This is a genomic window from Actinocrinis sp., from assembly GCF_035946395.1.
Taxonomy (GTDB): domain Bacteria; phylum Actinomycetota; class Actinomycetes; order Streptomycetales; family Catenulisporaceae; genus Actinocrinis.
In genome coordinates this window covers 1-4,771 of the sequence record NZ_DASYZI010000372.1, presented here as the reverse complement: position 1 = coordinate 4,771, position 4,771 = coordinate 1, and the positions used below count along the sequence as shown (strand labels likewise).

Sequence of the window (4,771 nt, the reverse complement as noted above, 5' to 3'; positions counted from 1 at the left end):
GACGTATCCCAACCTGGCGTGTCACAGCCTGGCGTGCCGTCGCGTGTCCGCCCGCCGGTTTGGCGCCCTTACCTACTGTCACCGGAGCGCCGACTGCGGCGGCGCATGGCTGCCACGATGCCGACCAACGCCGATCCGGCGAAAGCCTTGCGGGAGTTCTTCCGCACGACCTCGACCGCGCGCGTTCCCTTCTCGCGCGCCGGCGTGGGCGTGGAGCGGCGAATCCGTTCGGCCATCACTCCCGCCTGTTCGACGAGCCGCTGCTTTGCGTGCACCACTCGAGTCTGCGCCTCGGCCACCGTGCCCTCGGCGGCCTCGCTGGCGAGTATGACCTTTTGTCCGGCGGCTTCACCGGCGTGCGCGACCCGCACCCCCGCCGCCTCTCCGGCGTGGTGCATCCGGTCGCCCGCGATCTCGCTGACGTGTGCGACCTTGTCACCCGCCGCTTCGCCGACATGGGCGACCCGCTGGCCGAGCCGCTCGCCGATGGCCGCGATCGAACCGTGGGGCAGACCGTTCCCCTTGGCGTCATGTTCGGCAGTGTCCGTGTCCACGCCCACGCCCACGCCCATGTCCGTGGCTGTAGCTGTAGCTGTGTCCGTGGCTGTGGTTGTGGCTGTCGCTGTGTCCGTTTCGGCGGCGTCTTTCACTGCCCCAGCGGTCTCGATGTCCGCGTGCGCCTCGGTGTCCTGAACCGCGTCGTGTGCCGCCGCCTCAGGGCTCGCCTGCGAGGCGGCCTCTGCCGGACCTTCCTTGTCTGCCGTCTGCTCAGGCGGAAGCGACTGCACCGACTGCTCGTCATCCATTCCGGTCACTCCTCCCTCATCCCCAGGCATGGGGCTTTTCGCCCCCTTTTGCCTTGCCATATCCCATTAACCGTGTCCGCACAAGCCATCCGACGATCCGTTCGTGACCCGGGCCGGAAAAATTGGGGGCCTACCGGGGGAGGGGGGGATGGCACCCGGCAGGCCTGACGCACGGTTAACCACGATTCCGCAACGTAAACGGTCGCCCGGGCGATATGCGTCAAGTTCGTGCGTCAGCCGCCGGGGAGTGCGGGGCCGTCGCGGAGGACCGGCCCTGCGATGTCGCCGCGGTCGGCGATCCGGTCGAGCGCTTCGCCCGGTTCGAAGCCTGGCCCGAGGTCCTCGGCGTGTTCAACCTCGTCCCAGGTCAGCGGCAGTGCGACGGTCGGCCGCGGCCGACCGCGCAGCGAGTACGGCGCGACGGTGGTCTTGGGCCCGTTGTTCTGGCTCCAGTCGATGAAGATCTTGCCCGGCCGCTGCTCCTTCGCCATTTGGGTCAGCACCAGGTCGGGATGCCGCTGCTCCAGTGCGGAGGCGATGCGGTGCGCGTACTCGGCGGCGCGCTTCGGAGGCGTTTCCGCCACCGCTGCGTAAAGGTGCATTCCCTTGCCTCCGGAGAGCCCGGGGTAGGTGGTCAGGCCGTCGGCGGCGAGCACGTCGGCCAGCAGCATCGCGACCTGCGCGCATTCGGCCAGGCCCGCCGGTGAGCCAGGATCGAGGTCGAAGACGAGCCGGTCCACGCCGCGGCGGGCGCCGCGCGGGCCGACCCGCCACTGCGGCACGTGCAGTTCGAGCCCGGCCAGGTTCGCGGTCCAGACGAGCGCCGCAGGCTCGTCGAGCAGCAGGTAGCGGACCGTGTCGCGGCCCTTGGTGCTGTGCGGGGAGTCGAGTGTCACGGTCCTGAGCCAGTAGGGCGTGTTGGCCGGGGCGTTCTTGTTGAAGAAACCCTGCTTCGCCGTGCCGTCCGGGAACCGCTTGAGCGAGACCGGCCGGCCCTCAAGATGCGGCAGCATCACGGGCGCGACGCGATGGTAGTAGTCGATCACCTCGCCCTTGGTGAATCCGCTCTCCGGGAACAGGACCTTGTCGAGGTTGGACAGCCGCAGTTGCCGATTACCGACCCGCACGAGCGTGCTTGCCGATCGGTCCGTCACGGATGGTCCCGATCGGCAAACTCCCCGCGGCGCGCACCGACGATCAATTCATTCATGTCCGGTGGTTACCCGCGCACGACACGGCCAACCGCTCCGACACGCCGATCCACGCTTCCGGCTCCTCCCTCGCCGGAGCTTCTCCGGTGCTCGGTGCTCGGCGGGCGGCGTCCGGCGTTCATGTCGGCGTTGTCAGCGGCGCGCGGGGCCTCTGGTCACCAGCAGCCCGCTGCGGAACGCGGTGTCCACGGCCTGCGCGCGAGACGTCACGCCGAGCTTGACGTAGATCCGGCGCAGGTGCGACTTAATCGTGTGCTGCGACACCCAGAGCTTGCGCCCGACCTGCACGTCCGTCATCCCGACCGCGACGCCCTCAAGCACCTGCACTTCGCGATAGGAGACGTCCGGATTCCAGGCCATCCGCCGGCGCGGGCCGAAGTCGCCGCGGCAGTGCGCAATCGCCACGGCGTGGGCGGAGTTCATCGCGCCGAGGGCGTCGAGGATGTGCGCCATATGGCTCTTGACCGTGTGCCTGGCTATTCCGAGCAACTCGGCCACTTCCTCGTTGGTCTTGCCGTCCGCGATCAGCGCGAGGACCTCGACCTCGCGCGCGGTCAGCGGGCGCCGCAGCCTTCGCGGCCTGGCTTCCTGCGAGTGACGCGCGGCGGCGGGGTTGGCCGGCGCGGCGTGCGGGGCGAGCGCCTCCGCGAGTGTCATCGAGCACCTCCTAGGTCGGCGAGCCGGATCGCCCCGGCTGCCGTCCGGGCCCGGCACCGGCTCCGGGTTCAAAGCAGCGGCCGCAGTACCCCGAGAACGCGAAAGCATGCGCCGCTGATCGGCACGGTGTGCGGCGGCGGCGCTGTCGGATGTCTTGAGGCTCGTCTGTCTTGAGGCTCGTCGTTTCCGTCAGGCTTCTACGCCGTGTCCCGAGACGCTCACCGTCCCGGGACACGGCCATGGCCGCACACTGTCGCCGAAGCCCGACCTCCACAGTCCGACATCCGACGTCTGTCAGGTCTGCCCGCCGCGCGATTCGGAGTCGGTGTCGGAGCCCATGCCGCGCGGTTCCATCCGCTCCGTTCGCTCGGTCGGCTCCACCCGCTCCATCGGGTCCATGCCCATCCGCCGCTCCTCGATCACCGTGGTGTCGTCCACGGTGGTCTCCCGGCCACCGACGAACCCGCCGAGCAGCAGCACGATGCCGCCGGCGAGCGCGAGCCAGGCGCCGGGCTGCATCGTGTGGTACGAGGAGCGGTACACCTCGACCGCGAACATGACGAACAGCGCGACGCCGAGCACCCCGGCGAGCCGGGTCAGCCAGCTGGACCGGTCCACCAGGCCGAGCATCCCGACCAGACCGATCAGCACCGAGATGCCGCCGACCGTCTTGACGATGTCGCTCTGCGTGAAGAACTCGGTCCTGATCAGCGCGTGGTTGCTCAGGTTGACGCCGGTGATGTCGCGCGACCAGTTCAGGAACGCGGAGACGATCAGCGCCGCGCTCCCGATGAGCGTGAACACCAGCCGCCCGAACTCGCCTGACGTATGGGTCGTGGGCACGCTCGATCGATGTATGGTGTGCGTCCCCATCACAGCCACCTCCATCCAGACAAAGCTGTGTGCCGCCCGGATAACCCGACCGGACGCACCCAAACCACACACAGCCCTGCGCGACACCCGGCCGACCCCGCCCGGAAGCGGGATGCGACGTCCGAATCCCGCTAGCACATGGTCGTACGGCGGCGCAGGATAGTGGTCGTGATGAGCCAAGACGCGAAGTACGAGGCGGTACGCGGCCGCGACGCGCGGTTCGACGGCGAGTTCTTCTTCGCCGTGTCGACGACGGGGATCTACTGCCGACCGAGCTGCCCCGCCGTCACGCCCAAGCGTGAGAACGTCGATTTCTTCCCCTCGGCGGCGGCAGCGCAGGGCGCGGGTTACCGGGCGTGCCGGCGTTGCCGTCCGGACGCGGTACCCGGATCGCCGCAGTGGAACGTGCGTGCCGACTCGGTGGGCCGGGCGATGCGGCTGATCGCGGACGGCGTCGTCGATCGCGAGGGCGTCACCGGGCTGGCCACGCGGCTCGGCTACAGCGCCCGGCAATTGCAGCGACAGCTCAACGCCGAGGTCGGCGCGGGTCCGGTGGCCCTGGCGCGGGCGCAACGCGCGCACACCGCGCGGGTACTGTTGCAGACCACGCAGCTGCAAGCTTCCGAGGTGGCGTTCGCCGCGGGCTTCGACAGCGTCCGGCAGTTCAACGACACGATCCAGGCGATCTACGCGCTCACCCCGACGCAGCTGCGCACGGCGCTGCCGAAGAGCCCCGCGAGCGGCACGGAAGGCGGCGTCCCGCTGCGACTTGCGTACCGCGGGCCGTACGCGGCGACGGAGATCTTCGACTACTTGGAGCGGCGCGCGATCGTGGGAGTCGAGGAAGTCGTCGGTGAACGGGGCGCGCGCACATACCGTCGCACGCTGCGGCTTCCGGCGGGCGCCGCAGTGGCGGAGGTCGACGAGCCTGGGCGGGCGGGCGGATGGCTGGAGTGTCGGCTGCATCTCGGCGAGCTGCGCGATCTGACCGCCGCGATCCAGCGGATGCGACGGCTGTTCGACCTCGACGCCGATCCCCACGCTGTGGCCGAGACGCTCGGCGCGGACGCGGTGCTCGGCCCTTTGGTGCAGAAGCGGCCAGGGCTGCGCGCGCCGGGCGCCGCCGATCCGGAGGAACTTGCGGTACGCGCGGTGCTCGGCCAGCAGGTCACGGTCGCGGCGGGTCGCGGACTCGGTACCGCACTGGTCGCGGCGTACGGGCAA

General features: G+C 69.9%; 5 protein-coding genes. 1 reads left to right on the top strand and 4 read right to left on the bottom strand.

Going from position 1 to position 4,771, the window contains the following annotated elements; genetic code table 11:
• Positions 1–68: 68 nt before the first annotated feature.
• The 4 genes from VGS97_RS23075 to VGS97_RS23060 all read right to left on the bottom strand — a co-directional run bounded on the left by VGS97_RS23075 (position 69) and on the right by VGS97_RS23060 (position 3,517).
• Complete coding sequence (locus tag VGS97_RS23075; protein ID WP_326855721.1) at positions 69–806, bottom strand: hypothetical protein; 738 nt, start codon at positions 804–806, stop codon at positions 69–71.
• Positions 807–1,039: 233 nt separating this feature from the next.
• Positions 1,040–1,960 (bottom strand): non-homologous end-joining DNA ligase, encoded by a 921-nt coding sequence (ligD, locus tag VGS97_RS23070; protein ID WP_326855720.1) that lies wholly within the window; start codon positions 1,958–1,960, stop codon positions 1,040–1,042.
• A gap of 189 nt (positions 1,961–2,149) precedes the next feature.
• Positions 2,150–2,674 carry a helix-turn-helix transcriptional regulator gene (locus VGS97_RS23065; RefSeq protein ID WP_326855719.1) on the bottom strand — a complete coding sequence of 175 codons (525 nt, stop codon included), beginning with the start codon at positions 2,672–2,674 and terminating at the stop codon, positions 2,150–2,152.
• Positions 2,675–2,968: 294 nt separating this feature from the next.
• Positions 2,969–3,517, bottom strand: a complete 549-nt coding sequence (locus VGS97_RS23060; protein ID WP_326855718.1) for a sugar:proton symporter — start codon at positions 3,515–3,517, stop codon at positions 2,969–2,971.
• Positions 3,518–3,718: 201 nt separating this feature from the next.
• On the opposite strand from VGS97_RS23060, the gene VGS97_RS23055 reads away from it, so the two are divergent.
• Positions 3,719–4,771 (top strand): bifunctional transcriptional activator/DNA repair enzyme AdaA (locus tag VGS97_RS23055; protein WP_326855717.1); only part of this gene is annotated, 1,053 nt, incomplete at its 3' end.

Excerpts from the sequence above, each read along its gene's own strand:
- VGS97_RS23075 (WP_326855721.1), bottom strand. The coding sequence starts at position 806 with ATGGATGACGAGCAGTCGGTGCAGTCGCTTCCGCCTGAGCAGACGGCA.
- VGS97_RS23065 (WP_326855719.1), bottom strand. The coding sequence starts at position 2,674 with ATGACACTCGCGGAGGCGCTCGCCCCGCACGCCGCGCCGGCCAACCCC.